The organism is Guyparkeria halophila (assembly GCF_034479635.1).
Taxonomy (GTDB): Bacteria; Pseudomonadota; Gammaproteobacteria; order Halothiobacillales; family Halothiobacillaceae; genus Guyparkeria; species Guyparkeria halophila.
Genome location: NZ_CP140153.1, coordinates 2,019,823 through 2,039,475, shown reverse-complemented (window position 1 = coordinate 2,039,475; position 19,653 = coordinate 2,019,823). Strand labels below are relative to the sequence as shown.

Annotated in this window: 12 protein-coding genes; 9 read left to right on the top strand and 3 right to left on the bottom strand. The window is 68.3% G+C overall.

Going from position 1 to position 19,653, the window contains the following annotated elements:
* Position 1: 1 nt before the first annotated feature.
* The gene (locus SR882_RS09195) at positions 2 to 1,546 is read right to left on the bottom strand and encodes an AMP-binding protein (RefSeq protein ID WP_322520952.1); all 1,545 of its coding nucleotides are present in this window, start codon (positions 1,544 to 1,546) and stop codon (positions 2 to 4) included.
* 222 nt (positions 1,547 to 1,768) lie between these two features.
* On the opposite strand from SR882_RS09195, the gene aroC reads away from it, so the two are divergent.
* The 7 genes from aroC to SR882_RS09160 all read left to right on the top strand — a co-directional run bounded on the left by aroC (position 1,769) and on the right by SR882_RS09160 (position 12,528).
* On the top strand, positions 1,769 to 2,890 hold the full coding sequence (aroC, locus tag SR882_RS09190) for a chorismate synthase (RefSeq protein WP_322520951.1): 1,122 nt from the start codon (positions 1,769 to 1,771) through the stop codon (positions 2,888 to 2,890).
* A complete protein-coding gene (locus SR882_RS09185; RefSeq protein WP_322520950.1) occupies positions 2,887 to 4,095 on the top strand; it encodes an MFS transporter in 1,209 nt (402 codons plus the stop codon). The genes aroC and SR882_RS09185 overlap by 4 nt, the downstream gene beginning before the upstream one ends.
* A gap of 22 nt (positions 4,096 to 4,117) precedes the next feature.
* Entirely contained in the window at positions 4,118 to 4,921 is an 804-nt protein-coding gene (locus SR882_RS09180; protein ID WP_322520949.1) for a methyltransferase domain-containing protein, read from the top strand.
* A gap of 10 nt (positions 4,922 to 4,931) precedes the next feature.
* Positions 4,932 to 5,405, top strand: coding sequence for a ribonuclease HI (gene rnhA / locus SR882_RS09175; RefSeq protein WP_322520948.1), 474 nt, complete (start codon positions 4,932 to 4,934; stop codon positions 5,403 to 5,405).
* Between the two features lie 85 nt (positions 5,406 to 5,490).
* Positions 5,491 to 8,205, top strand: a complete 2,715-nt coding sequence (locus SR882_RS09170; protein WP_322520947.1) for a cation-transporting P-type ATPase — start codon at positions 5,491 to 5,493, stop codon at positions 8,203 to 8,205.
* Positions 8,206 to 8,299: 94 nt separating this feature from the next.
* Complete coding sequence (locus tag SR882_RS09165) at positions 8,300 to 9,403, top strand: efflux RND transporter periplasmic adaptor subunit (RefSeq protein ID WP_322520946.1); 1,104 nt, start codon at positions 8,300 to 8,302, stop codon at positions 9,401 to 9,403.
* Positions 9,400 to 12,528: an efflux RND transporter permease subunit gene (locus SR882_RS09160; RefSeq protein WP_322520945.1), complete on the top strand. Its 3,129-nt coding sequence runs from the start codon at positions 9,400 to 9,402 to the stop codon at positions 12,526 to 12,528. Before SR882_RS09165 ends, SR882_RS09160 begins: the two co-directional genes overlap by 4 nt.
* Here SR882_RS09160 and SR882_RS09155 read toward each other — a convergent pair whose 3' ends face one another.
* Positions 12,529 to 13,809 (bottom strand): MgtC/SapB family protein, encoded by a 1,281-nt coding sequence (locus tag SR882_RS09155; RefSeq protein WP_322520944.1) that lies wholly within the window; start codon positions 13,807 to 13,809, stop codon positions 12,529 to 12,531.
* 91 nt (positions 13,810 to 13,900) lie between these two features.
* Complete coding sequence (locus SR882_RS09150) at positions 13,901 to 15,076, bottom strand: BaiN/RdsA family NAD(P)/FAD-dependent oxidoreductase (protein ID WP_322520943.1); 1,176 nt, start codon at positions 15,074 to 15,076, stop codon at positions 13,901 to 13,903.
* A gap of 195 nt (positions 15,077 to 15,271) precedes the next feature.
* Here SR882_RS09150 and SR882_RS09145 point away from each other — a divergent pair, with 195 nt between their 5' ends.
* Complete coding sequence (locus SR882_RS09145; RefSeq protein ID WP_322520942.1) at positions 15,272 to 16,375, top strand: efflux RND transporter periplasmic adaptor subunit; 1,104 nt, start codon at positions 15,272 to 15,274, stop codon at positions 16,373 to 16,375.
* Positions 16,372 to 19,482 (top strand): efflux RND transporter permease subunit, encoded by a 3,111-nt coding sequence (locus SR882_RS09140; protein WP_322520941.1) that lies wholly within the window; start codon positions 16,372 to 16,374, stop codon positions 19,480 to 19,482. Before SR882_RS09145 ends, SR882_RS09140 begins: the two co-directional genes overlap by 4 nt.
* Positions 19,483 to 19,653 lie beyond the last annotated feature (171 nt).

The following is a 19,653-nucleotide window of genomic DNA, read 5'->3' as shown; positions in this document are numbered from 1 at the left end:
ATCAGGTTGTCTCCGTCGCGGTCAGGGCCCGGCGGTCGAACTTGCCGTTGGCCGAGCGGGGCAGGGCGGCGTGGGCCGTGATCGCCGCCGGCTGCTGATAGGGGGCCAGGTGGGCGCGCAGATGATGGCGCAGCGCCTCGAGATCCGCTTGCCCTGGCGCCACGTGCAGGATCAATCGCTGGTTGCCGCTCTCCGGATCGGGCTCGCCCACGGCGACCGCCTCCTCGACGCCCGGCGCGGTGGTCGCCACCGCCTCGATCTCCTCGGGACTGATGCGAAAGCCGGCCACCTTGATCTGCGCGTCGAGCCGACCCTCGAAATACAGGCGACCCGCCTCGTCCATGCGCACGCGGTCGCCGCTGAAGACCACGCGTTCGGCCGTCTCGTCCGGCCAGCCGGACGGCGGGGGACGGAAGCGTTGCGTGGTGGCCTTGGGATCGTTGATGTAGCCCTGTGCGACCAGCGGGCCGCCCTGCACCAGCTCACCGGTTTCGCCCGGCCCGAGCAGGCGGCCGTCTGCATCGACCAGTCCGATGGTGGTCTCCGCCAATGGGTAACCGATGGCATCCGGGTGGACGTCGACCTCACCGGGCGGCAGGAAGCTGGCGCGGAAGGCCTCGGTCAGACCGTACATCAGGAACAGTTCCGCCGTCGGACACGCCTCGCGCAACCGGTGAACGGCTGCGACCGGCAGGGCGCCGCCGGAATTGGTCAGCACGCGCAGGGCCGGGGCATCGCCGAGCCAGGGTTGCCGGGAGAGCGGGACCAAGAGCCCCGGCGTGCCGGCGAACACCGTCGCTTGCTGGCGCAGCAGCGGGCGCTTGAGGTCCGCGGGCAGCAGGTAGTCGTCGAGATAGACCGCCGCGCCGCACGCCAGTCCCGTCGTGATCTGCGAGAAGCCATAGTCGAACGCCAGCGGCAGCACGGCGGCAACCACATCGCTTTCCCGCAGGCCGAGGTAGTCGGCCACCAGGCGGGTACCGGTATCGAGGTTGCCCTCGCTGATCATCACGCCCTTGGGCAGGCCGGTGCTGCCGGAGGTGAAGAACAGCATGGCCAGACGGTCGGCGTCTGCCTGCCCCTCGTCGATCGGCGTGGTGGGCGGCGAGGTCGCCTCGGGGGCGGCCAGCGCCTGCGGGGCCCGCCCCTGGGCAATCGCATCGGCAGGCCACCAACCCCAGTCGTCCTCGACGGCAGTTTGTGCGTATTGTTTGACTCGCGCACGGTCGGCGAGCAGGCCACGGGCCCCGCAGCGGGCGAGCTGGTGGTCGACCTGCTCGGGCTTGAGACCCGGGTGGGCCGGGGCCGGCACGATGTCCTCGGCGAGCATGGCGAGCAGCCAGACGACCGTGTCGACCGACTTGCCCGCCCAGACCACCACGCGGTCGCCCGCGACCAGACCGAGACCTCGCAGCGCGCCTCGTGCGGCCTGGAGTCGGCCGGCCAGCTGGGCGTAGTCCAGCCATTGCTGCCGGTCGCCCAGTGCGCGGGCGTCCGGGCGGGCTCGGGCCTGCCGGTCGATGATGGAGATGAGCTCGATGGGCATGGACGGCTGGTCTTGGGAAGTGTCCGGATCGGACAGGTATACTCTGCAGTCTTTCGGCTCAGGCGTGTCCGCCGGCTCGACGTCGCCGAAACGGCATTTGCCGTCGGCGGCGGGTCACGCATTTTAGCATGCCCCCGCGGCTCGCCCCGGCGAGGCGCAATCGCTCGTCGTGATCACGGCAGCGGCAATTTTTGGAACGGCCAGTTTTTGGGATCAACACGTATGGCAGGCAACACCTTCGGCACCCTGTTTCGGGTCACGACCTTTGGCGAATCCCACGGAGCGGCACTCGGCGCGATCGTCGATGGTTGCCCGCCGGGCCTGAAACTCTCCGAGGAGGACCTGCAGATCGATCTCGATCGCCGTCGGCCGGGCACCTCTCGGCACACCACCCAGCGGCGTGAACCCGACCAGGTGCGCATCCTCTCGGGGGTGTTCGAGGGCGAGACCACCGGCACGCCGATCGGGCTTTTGATCGAGAACGTCGACCAGCGCTCCAAGGACTACTCCAAGATCGCCGAGCAGTTCCGCCCGGGCCATGCCGATTACAGCTACCGGCAGAAGTACGGCGTGCGCGACTACCGTGGCGGCGGGCGCTCATCGGCGCGCGAGACCGCCATGCGGGTGGCCGCCGGCGCGATCGCGAAGAAATGGTTGGCCGAAAAGCACGGGGTGAGCGTGCGCGGGCACCTTTCCCAGCTCGGTCCCATCGTCCTGCAGGACGGCTGCTTCGACTGGACGGCGGTGGGCGAGAACCCGTTCTTCTGGCCCTGCGCCGATCAGGTGGCCGAGCTCGAGACCTTCATGGATGACCTGCGCCGCTCGGGCGATTCGGTCGGTGCCAAGGTCACCGTGCGGGCGGAAGGCTGCCCGCCGGGCTGGGGCGAGCCGGTGTTCGATCGCCTGGATGCCGACATCGCGCATGGCCTGATGGGCATCAACGCGGTCAAGGGCGTGGAAATCGGTGACGGCTTCGACTGCGTGGCGGCTCGCGGCACGGCATTTCGCGACGAGATCACGCCGGACGGCTTTCGTTCCAACCATGCCGGCGGCGTGCTCGGCGGGATATCCAGCGGCCAGGACATCGTCGCCCACCTGGCCTTGAAGCCGACCTCGAGCATCCGCCTGTCGGGGCAGAGCGTCGACATGCGCGGCGAGTCGACCGAGGTGGTCACCACCGGGCGTCACGACCCCTGCGTCGGTATCCGGGCCACGCCGATCGCCGAGGCGATGCTGGCCCTGACCCTGATGGATCACGCCCTGCGCCAGCGCGGGCAGTGCGGTGATCTGACCACCGACACGCCGGTCATCCCGGCCGGGGACGGCTCGACACCCGGACGATGAGCACGACCCCGGCAGGCCAGGGCGGGGTCGCGCGCCTCAACCCGATCCGGCTCGGGTACTTCGCCTTCTTCCTCGGGCTGGGGATCTACCTGCCCTATTTCAGCCCCTATCTGATCGAGCAGGGCTTCGCGCCCGACACGGTCGGCGCGATGCTCGCCATGGTGATGGCCGCCAAACTCGTCGCCCCGCCGCTGCTCGGCTGGGTGGTCGACCACAGCGGCCGGGTGATCGTCTGGCTGATCGCCACGGCCCTGGTCAGCGCCGTGCTGGCCGTCGGGCTCGCCCTGCTCGCCGGCATCGATGCCGGACTGGTGGGCTGGATGGTGCTGCTGGTGGCCTTCGGTTTCTTCTGGCAGCCACTGCTCTCGCAGCTGGACGTCGCCGCGCTGCGCCTGACCGGCCCGGCCCCCGAGCGCTACCCCGCGCTGCGTGCCTGGGGCTCGATCGGTTTCATCGTTGCCTCGGTCGGCCTGGGCGCGATGATCGACCGCATCGGCCTGGTCGCCGTGCCCTGGCTGATGGCCGTGGCGCTGGTCGCCCTGGCCGGGGTGCTGTGGCGGGTGCCCGAGCCCGGCGTGCCGCGCGAGACCGGCGCGCGCCCGGTCTCGATTCGAGACCGGCTCAGGGAGCCGGCCATGCTGGGCTTCTTTGCCGGCTCGTTCCTGATCAACCTTTCCCACGGCGTCTACTACGCCTTTTTCTCCGTGCACCTGGCCGATCTGGGCTACTCGGCCACGGCCATCGGTCTGTTGTGGGCACTGGGCGTGGTCGCCGAAATCGTGCTGTTCTTCCTGCTGCCGGGCCTGCGCAACCGCTTCGCGCCCCTGTTCCTGTTGCTGACGGCGATCGGCCTGATGGCGCTGCGCTGGCTGCTGATCGGCTACCAGGCCGATGTGCTTGGTTGGTTGCTGTTCGCCCAGTTGCTGCACGCGGCCAGTTTCGGCATGACCCACGCCGTGGGCATCTGGGTGATCGACCACCAGTTTCCGGGCCGTGCCCACGCCCGCGGCCAGGCGATCCTGTCGGCGGCCAGTTATGGCGGTGGCGCGGCGCTTGGCCTGTACCTCGCCGGTCTGCTCTGGGGTAGAGTGGAGCCCGATATGGCCTTCGCCGCGATGACGCTCGCCAGCCTGCTCGCGTTTGCGCTGATGCTCGCCGCCCGGCGGGTGGTGCGCTGGTCGCCGGGCGAGCGCGAGGTGGCCTGAGGAAAACCTGCACGAGGACGCCGTGAGTCAGAACCCAGCCAGTCCAGCCAGGGACAGTGCGCTACCCGCCAGCGTGGCCGCGGCCGACTGGTATCGAGGCCCGGTCGGCCGCCTGGTGGCCGACAACCTGGCCGAATTGCTGGCGCATCGAGCCCAGACCGCCTTCGGTTACCACGCATTGGTGCTGGGTGAGACCGGGCTGGAATTCGAGCGGCGCTTCGGCTGGGGCCGGCAGTTGCGCATCGATCACCGCGTGCTGGCCGGTCCGCCCGGCGGCCGCGCCAATGGCCTGCTGCCGGTTGAACTCGATGCCCTGCCGATCGAGAGCGAGGCGGCCGACCTGGTGATCGCGCTGCACGTGCTCGAGGACCGGCGCAATCCGCACGAGATACTGCGCGAGATCGACCGCAGTCTGCGTCCCGAGGGCCGCCTGATGCTGGTGGGCGTCAACCCGGCCAGCCTGCTGCACCTGCGCTCGCGCTTCTGGCCGGGTTGTCATGCCCCCCTGGCGTTCGGCCATCATCATCCGACCTGGCGCGTGGTCGACTGGCTGCGCGTGCTGGGCTACCGCATCGATGCAATCGAGCCGATCGGCGGCGTGATGCCCTGGTGTCGCGAAAATGCCTATCGGCGCGGCGAGCGGTTCCGGCGGTTGAGCGCCGAGTGGGCCTGGTTCCTCAATGGTCTGTATCTGATCGACGCCACCCGGCGGGTGGTGCGTCCCAGTCGGCCCAAGCCCGCCTTTCGTCTGGCCTCACTGGTCGGTCAGCCGGTACGCGGTGAGGTCGCCGGACTGCGTCGCCATTCCTCCATTCTTCAGCGATAAGTCACCAAACATGGATCACGCCTCGAACGACGCCCCGACAAGCCGCAAGGTGGTACATGCCTGGACCGACGGCGGCTGCCGCGGCAATCCCGGCCCCGGTGGCTGGGGGGCGGTACTGCGCTTCGGCGAACATGAGCGCGACCTCTGGGGCGCGGACACCGAGACGACCAACAACCGCATGGAACTGACCGCGGCGATCGAGGCACTCGAGGCGCTCAAGGAACCCTGCGAGGTGCACTTGACCACCGATTCGCAATACGTGCGCCAGGGGATCACCGAGTGGATCCACAACTGGCGTCGGCGCAATTGGCGCACGGCGGCCGGCAAGCCGGTCAAGAACGCCGATCTCTGGAAACGTCTCGAGCAGGCGGCGGGCCGCCACCATGTTCACTGGCACTGGACCCGCGGGCACGTCGGCCACCCGGAAAACGAGCGGGCCGACCAGCTCGCCAACCGCGCCATGGACGAGGCGGCCGCCGGCTGACAATGCGGCGCGTTCGCGCTCGATCGCGGCAAGCCTCCTCGAGACGATGGGGGCGGCGGTGTGGATTGCTTCAAGGAGGGTGGAAATGAGCGAGCAGTCCACGTCACGCCCGCACTGGCACGCCAAGCCGTCCGAAGCGGTATTGGCCAAGATCGGGAGTCGCCCCGAGGGCCTGACGGCCGCGGAGGTGACTGAGCGCCGCGAGCGCTTCGGGGCCAATCGCCTGCCCGAGGCCCCGCGTCCACCTGCCTGGCGCCGCCTGCTGCGCCAGTTCCACAATATCCTCATCTATGTCCTGCTGGGCGCGGCGACCGTCGCGGCCTTGCTGGGTCACGGTATCGATACCGCCGTCATCCTGGCGGTGGTGCTCGCCAACGCGGTGATCGGTTTCGTACAGGAAGGCCGCGCCGAACAGGCCATGGATGCCATCCGCCACATGCTCGCCCTCAAGGCGGCCGTGGTGCGTGATGGCCAGCGCCAGTCGGTTCCCGGCGATGAACTGGTACCGGGCGACATCGTGCTGCTCGAGGCCGGTGACCGGGTGCCGGCCGACCTGCGCCTGCTCGAGGTCCACGACCTGCACGTCGACGAGGCGGTGCTGACCGGCGAATCGCTCGCCGAGGAAAAGACGACCGAGCCGGTCGAGTCCGAGACCCCGCTGGGCGACCGGCGCTCGATGGCCTACAGCGGCACCCTGGTGACCCGAGGGGCGGCCCGCGGCGTGATTACGGCTACCGGTACCCATACCGAGTTGGGCCGGATCTCGGGATTGATCGCCGGCGTGCAGATCCTGACCACGCCGTTGCTCGAGCAGATGGACCGTTTCGGTCGCTGGCTGACGGCCGTGATTCTCCTGGGCGCCGGCCTGATCCTCGCGCTGGGCGTCTGGTGGCGGGGAATGGCCTTCGAGGAGACCTTCATGGTCGTGGTCGGCTTGTCCGTCGCGGCCATCCCGGAAGGTCTGCCGGCCGTGCTGACCATCACCCTGGCCGTCGGGGTGCAGGCGATGGCCCGCCGTCAGGCGATCGTCCGTCGCCTGCCGGCCATCGAGACGATCGGCTCGGTGTCGGTGATCTGTACCGACAAGACCGGCACGCTGACCCGCAACGAAATGGCGGTCACCGAGGTGGCGCTCACCGAGACGACGTTGACGATCACGGGCGAGGGCTATTCGCCCACCGGCGAGCTTTTGCTTGCCGAGCAACCGGCCGGCTCGTCGGTGCCGGCGTCGATGGATCGATTGGCTCGTACGGGGCTGCTCTGCAACGATGCCCACCTGCGCAGCGAGGCCGATGGCTGGCGGGTCGAGGGCGACCCGATGGAAGGGGCCCTGCTCGCCATGGCCGGGCGGGCCGGGTTGGACCTGAGAGAGGTGCGCTCGCACTGGCACCGTGATGACGCGATCCCCTTCGATGCCGCGCATCGCTTCATGGCCACACTCGATCACGATCACGAGGGCCACGCGGTGATCTCGGTCAAGGGGGCGCCCGAGGCGGTGCTGGCGATGTGCGATCGGCAAGAAAGCCGCGAGGGCCAGGACGAGGGCGAACCGCTGGACCACGCGTTCTGGGCCGAACGGGCCGAGGCGCTGGCCGGCGAGGGCCAGCGGGTACTGGCTCTGGCTTATCGTCCGGTCGAGCCATCCCAGACCGTGCTCGAGCGCTCCGAGGTGGGCAATGGGCTGATCCTGCTGGGGCTGGTGGGCCTGTCCGATCCGCCGCGCCCCGAGGCGATCGAGGCGGTGGCCGAGTGCCGACGGGCCGGCATTCGCGTCAAGATGATCACCGGCGATCACGCCGGCACGGCCCGCGCGATTGCCGCCCGGGTCGGGCTGGCGCGGCCCGATCGGTCCCTGACCGGCGCGGAGATCGAGCGTCTCTCGGATGATGAACTGACCGAGCGCGTCGCCGAGGTGGACGTGTTCGCCCGCACCAGTCCCGAGCACAAGCTGCGCCTGGTCAAGGCCCTGCAGGCGCTGGGCCAGAGCGTGGCGATGACCGGCGACGGGGTGAACGATGCGCCGGCGCTCAAACGTGCCGATGCGGGTATCGCGATGGGGCGCAAGGGCAGCGAGGCGGCCAAGGAGGCCGCCGACCTGGTGCTGGCCGACGACAACTTCGCCTCGATCGTGGCGGCCGTCCGCGAGGGACGGACCGTCTACGACAACATCAAGAAGGTGATCAGCTGGACCTTGCCCACCAACGCCGGCGAGGCGCTGACCATCGTCGTCGCCCTGCTGGCCGGGCTGACCCTGCCGGTCACCCCGATCCAGATCCTCTGGATCAACTTGGTCACCGCGACGACGCTCGGGCTCGCACTCGCCTTCGAACCGAGCGAATCCGGCGTGATGAGCCGCCCGCCCCGACCGCGCAACGAGCCGATCCTCACCGGCGGCTGGCTGCTCTATATCGCGCTGGTGGCGGTGGTCTTTCTCGGCGCGGTCTTCGGTGTCTACCACCACGCGATCGCGCAGGGCTATTCACTGGAACTGGCCCGCACGATGGCGATGAACACCCTGGTGGTGCTCGAGATCTTCCAGCTGTTCTTCATCCGCAACCTGCACGGCTCATCGCTCAGCCTCGACCTGATCCGCGGCACGCGTCCCGTCTGGCTGGCGGTGATCGCCGTCACGCTGGCGCAATTGCTGGTGACCTACCTGCCGGCAATGCAGGGGGTGTTCGCTACCGAATCCGTGCCGCTCGCCGACGGCCTGCTGATCCTCGCGGTCGGGGTGGGATCGTTCGCGCTGATGGAGCTCTACAAGGCCATCGCCCGTCGGTTGGCGACCGGGGTGGGCTGAGCACCCGTCACGGGAATCGCTACCATGGGATGTGACCGTGTCTGCACCTTTGCGCAGTCACTCAAACGAACGCCACTGACAGGAAAGGTTTTCGATGACGTCTTGGTTCTCCCGCAACGCGGGTCGATTGATCCTGCTGTTGCTTGCCCTGTTGCTGCTTGGCTGGGTGCTGAGCGGCGATAAGGATGCCCGCGAGGTGGAGACGCCCGAGCGCAGCGCCGCGGTCAAGGTCGGCCTGACCACCAGTCAGGCCGAATCGGTCGAGCGGGTGCTGCAACTCCAGGGCCAGGCCGAGCCCGAGCAGGTGGTCAGCGTGCGGGCCAAGACGGGAGGCGAGGTCGCCGCGACCCTGGTCGAGGAAGGCGCGGTGGTCGAGGCCGGGCAATTGCTCGCCCGGCTGGAGCTGGATGACCGGCCCGCCCGGCTGAGGCAGGCGAAGGCGGCCGAGCGGCGCGCCCAGGGTGATTTTGACGCGGCAAGCCGACTGGCCGATCAGGGCTTTCAGGCGCGCCTGGCGGCCGAGCGTGCCCGTGCCGAACTCGAGGCTGCGCGGGCCCAGGTGGCCGCCATCGAGCTCGATATCGCCCAGACACAAATCCCGACCCCGATCGCCGGTGTGCTCAATCGGCAGATCGCCCGCGTCGGTGACGTGGTCGCGGTGGGCGAGCCGGTTGCCGAAATCGTCGAGAACAACCCGCTGCGCGCCGTGGTGCGCATCCCGCAGCACCGCATTCACGAAATCGAGGCGGGGCAGGCCGCCCGGGTAACCTTCCTGGATGGCCAGGTCCGGGAGGGCACGGTGCGGTACGTGTCGACCGTGGCCGATGCGCAGACACGAACCTTCCGGGCCCGCGTGGCGGTGGCCAACCCGGATCGGAACCTGCCGTCGGGCACCAGCGTCACGGTCGAGATACCCGTCGACGAGGTGCGCGCGCATGCCATTTCCCCGGCGCTGATCTCGCAGAACGAATCGGGCGAGCTGGGCGTCAAGGTGGCCGTGGAAGGGAAGGCGGGCGAGATCAGGGCCCGTTTCGTGCCGGTCACGCCGATCCGCGCCGATGCCGAGCAGGTCTGGGTGACCGGCCTGGAGGAATCGGTGCGCCTGATCTCGCTGGGTCAGGGGTTCGTGCGCGACGGCGATGCCATCGAGGTGGTTCCACAGGGGGAGTTGGCGCCCACGGGGGAGGGTGAGCGGTGAACGGATTGCTCGCCGCGCTGTTCTCCCGCTCGCGCAGCGTCCTCCTGGTCCTGCTGGCATTGCTGGCGGCCGGCGGGACGGCTTACGTGCAGATCGCCAAGGAGGCCGCGCCGGACGTCGACGTGCCGATCTTCTTCGTCACCGTCGCCTACCCGGGCATCTCGCCGGAAGACAGTGAGCGCCTCCTGGTCCGCCCCCTGGAACGGGAACTGGCCGGGATCGAGGGGCTCGATGAAATGCGCGCCAGCGCCGGGGAGGGCTTTGCCCTGGTCCGGCTGGATTTCGATCCCGGCTACGACAATCGCCGGGCGCTGGCCGACGTGCGCGAGGAGGTGGACCTGGTGCGGCCCGACCTGCCGCCCGGTGTCGAGGAGCCGGTGGTCACCGAGGTCGACCTGTCGATGTTCCCGGTGCTGATCGCCTCGTTGTCGGGTTCGGCACCCGAGCGCACGCTGGTGCAGCGCGCCCGCGAGTTGCGCGACCGGATCGAGGCACTGCCCGGCGTGCTCGAGGTCGAGATCGGCGGCGATCGCGAGGACCTGCTCGAGGTGCTGGTCGACCCGCGCACGCTGGAGACCTATCGCCTGCCGTTCAACGACCTGGTCACCGCGATCGAGCGCAACAACCAGCTGGTGGCGGCGGGGGCGCTCGATTCCGGGGCCGGGCGGCTGAACATCAAGGTGCCGGGGGTGATCGAATCGGTCAGCGACGTGCTCGAGCTGCCGGTGATCGCCTTCGAGGGCACCGTGGTGACCTTCGAGGAGGTCGCCGAGGCACGTCGCACCTTCAAGGACCCGGAGGGGTTTGCCCGGATCGATGGCGAGCCGGCGGTGTCGCTGGAAATCCGCAAGCGGGCCGGGGCCAATATCCTCGAAACCGTCGCCGCCGCCCGCGCGGTGATCGAGGCCGAGCAGGCCGACTGGCCGGGCGGCATCCAGGTGCGCTACCTGCAGGACAGTGCCGAGGAGATCGACGACCTGCTCGGCGATCTGGAGAACAACGTCCTCACCGCCATCCTGCTGGTGATGCTCACCATCGTCTTCGCCCTGGGCGGACGTTCGTCCTGGCTGGTGGGGCTGGCCATTCCCGGTGCCTTCCTCGGCGGGGTGCTAGTCCTGTACCTGATGGGTTTCACGCTCAATATCGTGGTGCTGTTCGCCCTGATCCTGGTGGTGGGCATGCTGGTCGACGGGGCGATCGTGGTGATCGAGCAGGCCGACCGGTATCTCGCCGAAGACCGCGGCCGGGCCGCCTATCTCGCGGCAGCGCAGCGCATGGCCTGGCCGATCGTCGCCTCGGTGGCCACCACGCTGGCGGTGTTCTTTCCCATGCTCTTCTGGCCGGGGACGGTGGGCGAGTTCATGTTCTACCTGCCGGCCACCGTGATCGTCACGCTGTTGATGTCGCTGCTCATGGCGCTGGTATTCATCCCGGTGCTCGCGGCGATCATCTCGCGCGGGCAGGGGGCCAGTCGCCCCGAACAGGTGCGCCACATTCAGGCCGCCGAGGCGGGCCGCTTCGAGGAACTGGATGGCGGCACGGCCCGGTACGTTGGCCTGTTGCGCTGGGCGGTCGCCCGCCCCGGTCAGACCCTGGCCGCGGTGGCGCTATTCACCGCCGCGCTCTATGTCGCCTACGGCGAGCTGGGGCGCGGGGTGGATTTCTTCCCGGACGTCGAACCGAGCTTCGCCCAGATCCAGATTCAGGCGCGTGGCGACCTGTCGGTCTGGGAGGTCGACGAGATGGTCCGCCGGGTCGAGGCACGCCTGTACGATCACCCGGCCTTCGAGAGCGTCTATGCGCGCAGTATCGCCTCCCCGCAGACGCGGCTGACCCAGGACTATGCCGAGGATGTGATCGGCGTGATCCAGCTCGAGCTGGTCGACTGGCAGCGGCGTCCACCGGCCGCCGAGATCCTCGCCGACCTGCGCGAGGAGCTGGCCGACCTGCCCGGCGTTAAGTTGCAGTTTCTGACCGAGTCCGGCGGACCCAGCGCCGGCAAGCCCGTGGTGCTGGAGGCCTCCGCCACGGATGGGGGTGACGGCGTCGAGCCGCTGGTCGAGGCGGTCGAGCACCTGCGTCGCGGCATGGCCGAGGTGGGCGGGTTCGTCGATATCGAGGACAACCGCCCGCTGCCGGGGATCGAGATGCGCATCGAGGTGGATCATCGCGAGGCGGCGCGTTTCGGCGCCGACGTCAATCTGCTCGGTCGGGCCGTGCAGATGCTCACCCGCGGTCTGGCGTTGGGCGGTTATCGCCCCGAGGATGCCGACGAGGAGGTCGATATCCGGGTGCGGTTTCCCTTCGATGAGCGCAATCTCGCCCAGTTGGTGAACCTGCGGGTACCCACCCAGGTCGGTCTGGTGCCGGTGCGCAATTTCGTCGAGTTCGTGCCCGCCCCCAAGACCGGGGTGATCCACCGCGTCGACGGCCGCCGGACCCTCTCGATCGAGGCCGATGTCGCCGCCGGGCAGCTGGTCGACGAGCGGGTGCGGGCCCTGCAGGACTGGTTGGCCGCCCACCCGATGCCCGAAACAGTCGAGCTCTCGGTGCGGGGGCAACAGGAGGATCAGGCCGAGGCCGGCCGGTTCCTGGCCATGGCGTTCCTCACCGCGATCATGCTGATGGTGCTGATCCTGGTGACCCAGTTCAACAGTGTCTACCAGGCCCTGCTGGTGCTCACCGCGATCGTGTTCTCCACCAGCGGGGTGCTGCTGGGCCTGTTGCTGCGGGCCGAGCCGTTTTCCGTGGTAATGAGCGGCATCGGCGTGATCGCGCTGGCCGGGGTGGTGGTCAACAACAACATCGTGTTGATCGATACCTACAACCAGCTGCGCCGCGACGGGATCGAGCCGGTCGACGCCGCCTTGCGTACCGGCGCGCAGCGCCTGCGCCCCGTCTTGCTGACCACCGTCACCACGGTGCTGGGGCTGATGCCGATGATCTTCGGCCTGACCATCGATTTCTTCGGCCGCGAGTTCTCCATCGGCGCGCCCTCGACCCAGTATTGGGTGCAACTATCCACGGCGATTGCCGGCGGCCTGCTGGTGGCCACCCCGCTGACCCTGCTGTTCACGCCGGCGATGCTGGCATGGTGGGATCGCGGGCGGTTCAGGGCCGGTTGATCAGACCAGCCAGGCGGTGACCAGTCCGGCGGCCAGAGAGACGATCATCGGTCCGGCCACCCAGAGCCCCAGCGTGCGCGTGCCGATGACGACGGCCATGCCGGTCTTGACCAGGTTGTTGGCCGCCGAGGCGATGATGATCCCCACCACGGCGGTCTGCACGGTGATGGATTCCTCCGCCATTCGAGTCAGCGAAAGATTGATCGCGTCGACGTCGGCCACGCCCGAGGAGGCGGCCAGCAGGTAGATGCCGGCATCGCCAAGCCAGCCTTGCAGCCATTCACCGGCCAGCATGATGATCGTCAGCAACAAGCCGAACAGCAGGGCGGAAGTGAGGTCGAGCGGATTTTGCTTGAGCTCGGGCTGTTCGATGTCGCTGCCCCGGCGTGCCCGGCGCCACATGAAGAAGGCCGGCACGTAGATCAGCAGGCTCATGACCAAGACGGGCAGCAGCAGGCCGGTGAACATCGGCGGATGGATCATGGTGGCGACCAGCAACACCCGGGGGAACATCGTGCCGCAGGCGATCAGGATGCCGACGGCGAGCAGCGGGCTGAGTTCGCCGGTGACGCGTGACTGGCGGGAGAAGTGCAGTGTCAGCGCCGTCGACGAGCTCAGGCCGGCGAACAGGCTGGTGAACAGGATGCCCTTCTCGGCCCCGCCCATGCGGATGGCGAAATACCCCACGAAGGAGATCGAGGCGATCAGCACGACCATCCACCAGATCTCGTAGGGGTTGAGCACGCCCCCGGGCCCGAAACCCTGGTTGGGCAGGATGGGGAGCATCACCACGGTGATCAGGAGCAGCTTGAAGGCCGCGTCGAGTTCGCGCGCCTCCAGCTTGTGCAGCAGGCCGTGGATCTCCTCCCGGTTGTCGAGGATCATGGCGGTGACCACGGCCACCGCGGTGGCGATGACGAGGTCCACGGCCAGGGCGATCGCCCCGAGACAGAAGACGATCAGCAGGCCGACGCTGTCGGTGATGCTGACGTTGCGCACGGACTCGGCGCGGGTGCGCCAGGCGACCAGCGCGATCGCGGTGGTCGCGAGCAGCAGCGTGGGGAAGGCCCAACTGGTGAGTGTCTCGGAGAGCAAGGCGGCCAGGCCGCCGAGCAGACCCACCAGGGCATGCGTGCGGATGCCCGCGATGCGTGAGCCGGCCTCTTCCTTGCGCTTGGACCAGCCGCGTTCCAGGCCGATCAGGGCGCCGAGGAGCATGGCGGCGCCCAGATGCCAGAGGGTTTGGTTGTCGTTGATCAACTGGCTGGTGAGGTCGTCCATGTCACTCCTGTGGGGCAATCCCGCGATACGACACCCCAAGGGATGGGTAGTCAGGGATGTTTATCCCCGGATTCTAGCCCCGATGTCCCGCTTAGACAGATTGGCCGGCGGCGACGCCCGAGGCCCAGGCCCACTGGAAATTGTGGCCGCCGAGGTGGCCGGTCACGTCGACCACCTCGCCGATGAAGAACAGCCCCGGTTGCCGCTGGGCTTCCATTGTCTGCGACGACAGTTCCCGGGTGTCGACCCCGCCGAGGGTGACCTCGGCGGTGCGATAGCCCTCGGTGCCGGCCGGGTGGATGGTCCATTGCTGCAGGGCCTCGGCCACCGCCTGCAACCCGCTCTGCGGGTATTCCTGCAGGGGACGCGACCAGCCATGCCAGTCGCAGAGCACTCGACCCAGCCGACGCGGCAGATGGTCGTCGAGGTATTGGAGCACGGTGCCCTGCGGGCGGGCCGCGCGGCGTTCGGTCAGATCCGCCGCCACGTCGCGGCCGGGCAGCAGGTCGATCACCAGCGGCTCGCCGGGTTGCCAGAAACTCGAGATCTGCAGCATGGCCGGACCGGACAGGCCACGGTGGGTGAACAGCAATGGCTCCTCGAAGCGCATACCACCGGCCGTGGCCGCGACGGGAATGCTCATGCCGGCCAGCGGGGCGAGGCGTTCCTTGAGGTCGGGGTGCAGCGTGAAGGGCACCAGTCCGGCGCGCGTGGGCAGCACCTCGAGACCGAACTGGCGGGCGATCTCGTAGCCAAACGGGGTCGCGCCCATGGTCGGGATCGACAGGCCGCCGGTTGCGATCACCACGGAATCGGCGCTGATCGTATCGTCGGCGGTGGTAACCCGGTAGCCGCCGTCGATCGCCTCGAGCGCCTTCACTGCCGTCTTCATCTGCACCTCGGCGCCCGCCCACTCGCACTCGGTAAGCAGCATGTCGACGATGTCCTTCGCCTTGCCGGCACAGAACAGCTGGCCGGCTGCCTTCTCGACGTGCTCGATGCCGTGGCGCTCGACCAATTCGAGGAAGGCCTGCGGCGGGTAGCGCTTGAGCGCGGAAATGCAGAAGCGCGGGTTGGCCGAGAGGAACTGGTTCGGGGTGCTGTTGAGGTTGGTGAAATTGCAGCGCCCGCCGCCGGACATCAGGATCTTCTGCCCCGCCTTGCGGGCATGGTCGAGCACCAGCACCCGCCGGCCGCGATAGCCCGCCGTCGCCGCACACATCAGTCCGGCAGCGCCCGCGCCGATAATCACCACGTCCACCTGCATCGAAGGCCTCGGATCAACTCGTTTGCTCGATTGGGGGCGCATCATAGCAATGCCGTCGGCATCACCGTCCCGTCATGCGCCGCGGCGTACTATGCTGGACGCTGCATTCGACCACCCACATGCCTTCCCGGTGCGCCCATGCCCCTGTCCTGCCCGATTCGTTGGCGGATACACGTATCGCCGACCCACCTGTTCGTGGCCATCGTATCGATGCCGTTATTGGCCCTACTGAGCCTACTGGCCTGGCTGCCAACGCCCGTCTCCGCCCAGTCCGAGCGCCCGGCGACCGCCGTGATCGCCTCGGATGCCGAGCGCCAGACCTGGTCGGACCCGCTCGAGGCACTGGGCACGGTGCGCGCCGACGAGTCGGTGACCCTGTCGGCCACGGTGACCGAGATCATCCGGGCTGTGCACTTCGAGGACGGCCAGCGCGTGGCGGCCGGCGACCTGCTGGTGCACCTGGAGGATCTCGAGGAGCAGGCCGAACTGGCCGCGGCGCAGGCGCGTCTGGTCGAGCAGCGCAACGCCCTGGAGCGTGCCCGGGGTCTGGCGGAACGCAACCTGGGTGCCCGGGCGGAGCTGGAGGATGCGCGAGCCCGGGTGCAGCAGGCGCAGGCAGACATCGAGGCCGCCCAGGCGCGCCTGGCGGCCCATCGCGTGCAGGCACCGTTCGATGGCGTGGTGGGTCTGCGCGATATCAGCCCCGGCATGCTGGTCAGCCCGGGGACGGCGCTGGTCCGACTCGACAAGCTCGATATCGTTGACGTGGATTTCACCGTGCCGTCGCGTCACCTCGGCGCGCTATCGCGCGGCCAGACCATCACGGCCAGTACCGATGCCTACCCGGGGCGGCGGTTCAGCGGCCGGGTTACCGCGATCGACAACCGCATCGATCCGGCGACCCGCAGCATCATGCTGCGCGCCCGGATCGAGAATGACGACGGTGCCCTGCGCCCGGGTCAGTTGATGCAGACCATCCTCGAGCGTGACCGGCGCGAGGTGGTGGCGGTGCCCGAATCGGTGCTGCTGCCGCAGGGCGAGCACCAGTATCTGTTCGTCATCGAGCGGGAGGCGATGACGGTCGAACGCCGTGAGGTCGAGATCGGCGAGCGCCGTGACGGTTGGGTGGAGGTGGTTGCCGGGGTCGAGTCCGGCGAGCGGCTGGTGCGACACGGCATCCAGAAGGTACGTGATGGCGATGCCGTGCGCGTGCTGGATGTCGCCGATGAGGACAATCCGATCCGCGAGATCCTGCGGCGTCATCGCGACTCGCTCGATGCCGAGCAGAACCGGCCGTGATCCTTTCCGATCTTTCCATCCGTCGTCCGGTACTGGCCGGTGTGCTGTCGGCGCTGCTGGTCGCCTTCGGCCTGATCGCGCTCGATCGGCTGCCGTTGCAGGAGTACCCGCACATCGACCCGCCGGTGGTCAGTGTCGACACCCGTTACCCCGGTGCCTCGGCCTCGGTGGTGGAAACGCGCATCACCCAGGTGATCGAGGACCGCATCGCCGGCGTCGAGGGTATCGAGATGATTACCTCGTCGAGCGAGGACGGCCGCTCGTCGATCACCGTGGAGTTCGCCCTGTCGCGCGATCTGGACGCGGCGGCGAACGACATGCGCGATCGCATCAACGGCGCGCTCGACAATCTGCCCGAGGAGGCCGACCCGCCCGAGGTGGAGAAGGCCGACTCCTCCAGCGAGGTGGTGCTCTGGCTGGGGCTGTCCGGCGAGGAGTATTCGATCGCCGAACTGACCGACTACGCCGAGCGCTACCTGGTGGATCGCTTTTCGGTGCTGCCCGGCGTCGCCCGGGTGCGGGTCTCCGGCAGCCAGACCTACTCGATGCGTGTCTGGCTCGACCGCCAGGCGCTGGCCGCCCATGGGCTGGCGGTCGGCGATATCGAATCGGCGCTACGGGCCGAGAACGTCGAACTACCGGCCGGTGCGATCGAGTCGCGCGAGCGCCAGTTCATCGTCCGCCTGCCGCGCAATTTCGAGACCGCCGCCGACTTCCGTGATCTGGTCATCAAGCGCGGCGAGGGCGGCCACCTGGTGCGGCTGGCGGATGTCTCCCGGGTGGAGGTCGGTGCGGTCGAGACCCGCAGCATCTTCCGCGAAAATGGCGTGCCGCGCGTGGGACTCGGGATGATCAAGCAGTCGACCGCCAACGTGTTGGAGATCGCCCGCGGCGCGAAGGCCGAGCGCGAGCGGCTGCTCGGCACCTTGCCCGACGGCATGACGCTCAATCTGAGCTACGACACCTCGGTGTTTGTCGAGAATGCCGTGCGCCAGGTGGTCTCGACCCTGTTCATCGCCATCGGACTGGTGGTGCTGACCATCTTCCTGTTCCTGGGCAACCTGCGCAGCACCCTGATTCCGGCGATCACCGTGCCGATCGCCCTGGTCGGTACCTTTGCCGCGCTCTACCTGTTCGGTTTTACCATCAACCTGCTCACGCTGCTGGCGCTGGTGCTGGCGATCGGCCTGATCGTCGACGATGCCATCGTGGTGCTGGAGAACGTCAATCGCCGCATCCAGGAATACGACGAGACGCCGTTGGTGGCCGCCTTTCGCGGCACCCGGCAGATCGCGTTTGCGGTGGTGGCCACCACCCTGGTGCTGGTGGCCGTGTTCCTGCCGCTGACCTTTCTCGAGGGCGATATCGGTCGGCTGTTCTCCGAGTTCGCGCTGACGCTCGCCGCGGCCGTGGTGATATCGAGCTTCCTCGCCCTGACGCTCACGCCGATGATGGCCTCGAAGATCCTCGGCGGGCCTGAGCAGTCCGGCCGACTGGCCGCGACGGTGCAATCGCTGCTGGATGCCAGTCGGCGGGGTTATCGCGTCCTGCTGCGTGGGGCCTTGCGCCTGCGCTGGCTGGTGGTGCTGCTGTTTTTCGGCCTGGTGACCGGTACCGTCTGGCTGGCCGACCAGCTGCCGCGCGAATACACCCCGTCCGAGGACCGCGGCGCGTTCTTCATCGTGGTCAACGGGCCCGAAGGGGCCAGTTTCGACTTCATGCTCGATTACATGGACGAGATCGAGGCGCGCCTGGGTCCGCTGATCGAGTCGGGCGAGGTCGAGCGCGCCCTGATCCGTGCGCCACGCGGCTGGGGCAACATCGAGAACTTCAATACCGGCTTTGGCATCATCATTCTCGATGACTGGGCGAACCGGCGCTCCGGTTGGGCGATCATGGACGAGGTGCGCACCCTGGTCGCCGATCTGCCCGGGGTGCGCGCCTTCCCGGTGATGCGTCAGGGTTTCGGTCAGCAGGTGCAGAAACCGGTGCAGTTCGTCCTCGGTGGCGGCGAGTACGAGGAGCTGGCCGAGTGGCGCGACACGCTGCTTGCCCATATCCGCGAGGACAATCCGCGGCTGACCGGGCTGGATTCCGACTACAAGGAAACCCAGCCGCAGCTCAAGGTCGAGATCGACTACGATCGCGCCGCCGATCTGGGCGTGACCGTGACCGAGATCGGCCGCACACTCGAGACGCTGCTGGGCGGGCGCACGGTGACGCGTTACGTCGATGATGGCGAGGAATACGACGTGATCCTCGAGGGCGAGCGCGAGAACCAGCGCAGCCCGAGCGCGATCGACAACATCTACGTGCGCTCGGCGACCAGCGGCGAACTGATCCCGCTCGGCAGCCTTGTCAGCCTGACCGACTTTGCCGGACCGGCGACCCTCAACCGTTTCAACCGCATCCGCGCGATCACCATCGAGGCGGACCTGGCCGAGGACTACCCGCTGGGCGAGGCGTTGACCTACCTCGAGGACACGGTCGACGAGATCCTGCCGCCCGAGGCCCAGACCGACGTCAAGGGCCAGTCGCGCGACTACCGCGAGGCCGGTGGGGCGACCGTGTTCATGCTGGTGCTCGGGGCGCTGGTGGTGTTCCTGGTGCTGGCCGCGCAGTTCGAGAGCCTGGTGCATCCGTTCGTGATCATGCTGACCGTGCCGCTGGCGATCCTCGGGGCGCTGCTGGGCCTGCACCTCACCGGGCTGTCGCTCAACATTTACAGCCAGGTCGGGCTGGTGATGCTGGTGGGGCTGGCGGCGAAGAACGGGATTTTGATCGTCGAGTTTGCCAACCAGTTGCGCGATCAGGGTCGTGCGTTCGCCGAAGCGCTCGAGGAGGCGGCCGTCACCCGCCTGCGCCCGATCCTGATGACCGCGGTCACCACCATGGCGGGCTCGATTCCATTAATCGCCTCCAGCGGCGCGGGGGCCGAGACGCGGTTGGTGATCGGGACCGTCATCTTCGCCGGCGTGGCCCTGGCGACCGTGCTGACGTTGTTCGTGGTGCCGGTTGCCTACGACCTGCTGGCGCGGCGGACCGGGTCGCCGGGGGATGTGGCGCGTCGGTTGGAGCGGGATATGACGGACGATTCGATGGTTTGAGTTTGTCGGGGTTTCGCACGCCAAGCTCGTGGAGAGGCACGGATTGGCCGCCGTGCCCGGCGTGCGAGTCGATTTTCTTGCTTGTCCAAGAAAACCGACGAAAAGAAGACACCCCGGTGCCTTGGCCCTTCGGGCCTGATCGTCCCGGATGATATCCGCGACGATCAGCCT